The organism is Mesorhizobium sp. WSM4820, assembly GCF_055811075.1.
Window position 1 is genome coordinate 1 of sequence record NZ_JBVVQN010000073.1, and the last position, 862, is coordinate 862.

General features: G+C 62.6%; 1 protein-coding gene. It reads right to left on the reverse strand.

Features of this window, described 5'->3' with window-relative positions; genetic code table 11:
- Positions 1 to 11: 11 nt before the first annotated feature.
- Positions 12 to 842 (reverse strand): alpha/beta fold hydrolase, encoded by an 831-nt coding sequence (locus tag AC0L2R_RS33765; protein WP_473514107.1) that lies wholly within the window; start codon positions 840 to 842, stop codon positions 12 to 14.
- Positions 843 to 862 lie beyond the last annotated feature (20 nt).

Sequence of the window (862 nt, forward strand, 5' to 3'; positions counted from 1 at the left end):
TTCGCTTGCGGTCAGCTCTTGATGAAGGCGAGCAGGTCCGCGTTGACGATGTCGGGATGCGTCGTGCACAGGCCATGCGGAAGACCGGCATAGGTCTTCAGCGTTCCGTTCCTGAGAACCTTGCCGGACAGCGGAGCGGAGTCGGCGTACGGCACGATCTGATCGTCGTCGCCGTGCATGACGAGCACCGGAACATCGATCTTCTCCAGGTCGTCGGTGAAGTCGGTTTCCGAGAACGCCTTGATGCAATCGTAGTGCGCTTTGGCGCCGCCCATCATGCCCTGCCGCCACCAATTGTCGATGATGCCCTGCGAAACCTTCGCGCCCGGCCGGTTGAAACCGTAGAAGGGACCGGAGGGCACGTCGTAGTAAAATTGCGCCCGGTTCGCGACCAGCGCCGCGCGAAACCCGTCGAACACCTCGATCGGCAGGCCGCCCGGGTTCTTGGCGGATTTCACCATGATCGGCGGCACCGCGCCTATCAGCACCGCTTTGGCGACGCGACCCGATTTTGCGCGAGCTACGTAATGCGCGACCTCGCCGCCGCCGGTCGAATGGCCGATATGGACGGCATTCTTCAGGTCGAGCGCCTCGGCCAGTTCGGCAACGTCGGCCGCGTAGGTGTCCATCTCGTTGCCGGTGTCGGACTGTGTTGAGCGGCCGTGGCCGCGGCGATCATGCGCGATGACCCGGTAGCCGTTGTGCAGGAAGAACAGCATCTGGTTGTCCCAGTCGTCGGCGCTGAGCGGCCAGCCGTGATGGAAGACGATCGGCTGTGCGTCCTTCGAACCCCAGTCCTTATAGAAAATCTCGGTGCCGTCCTTCGTGGTGATGAAGCCCATGTTCTGTCGTCCTTCGCTGG

What these genes read in the sequence shown, in the direction of transcription:
- AC0L2R_RS33765 (WP_473514107.1), bottom strand. Translation starts at nt 842, where the DNA reads ATGGGCTTCATCACCACGAAGGACGGCACCGAGATTTTCTATAAGGAC.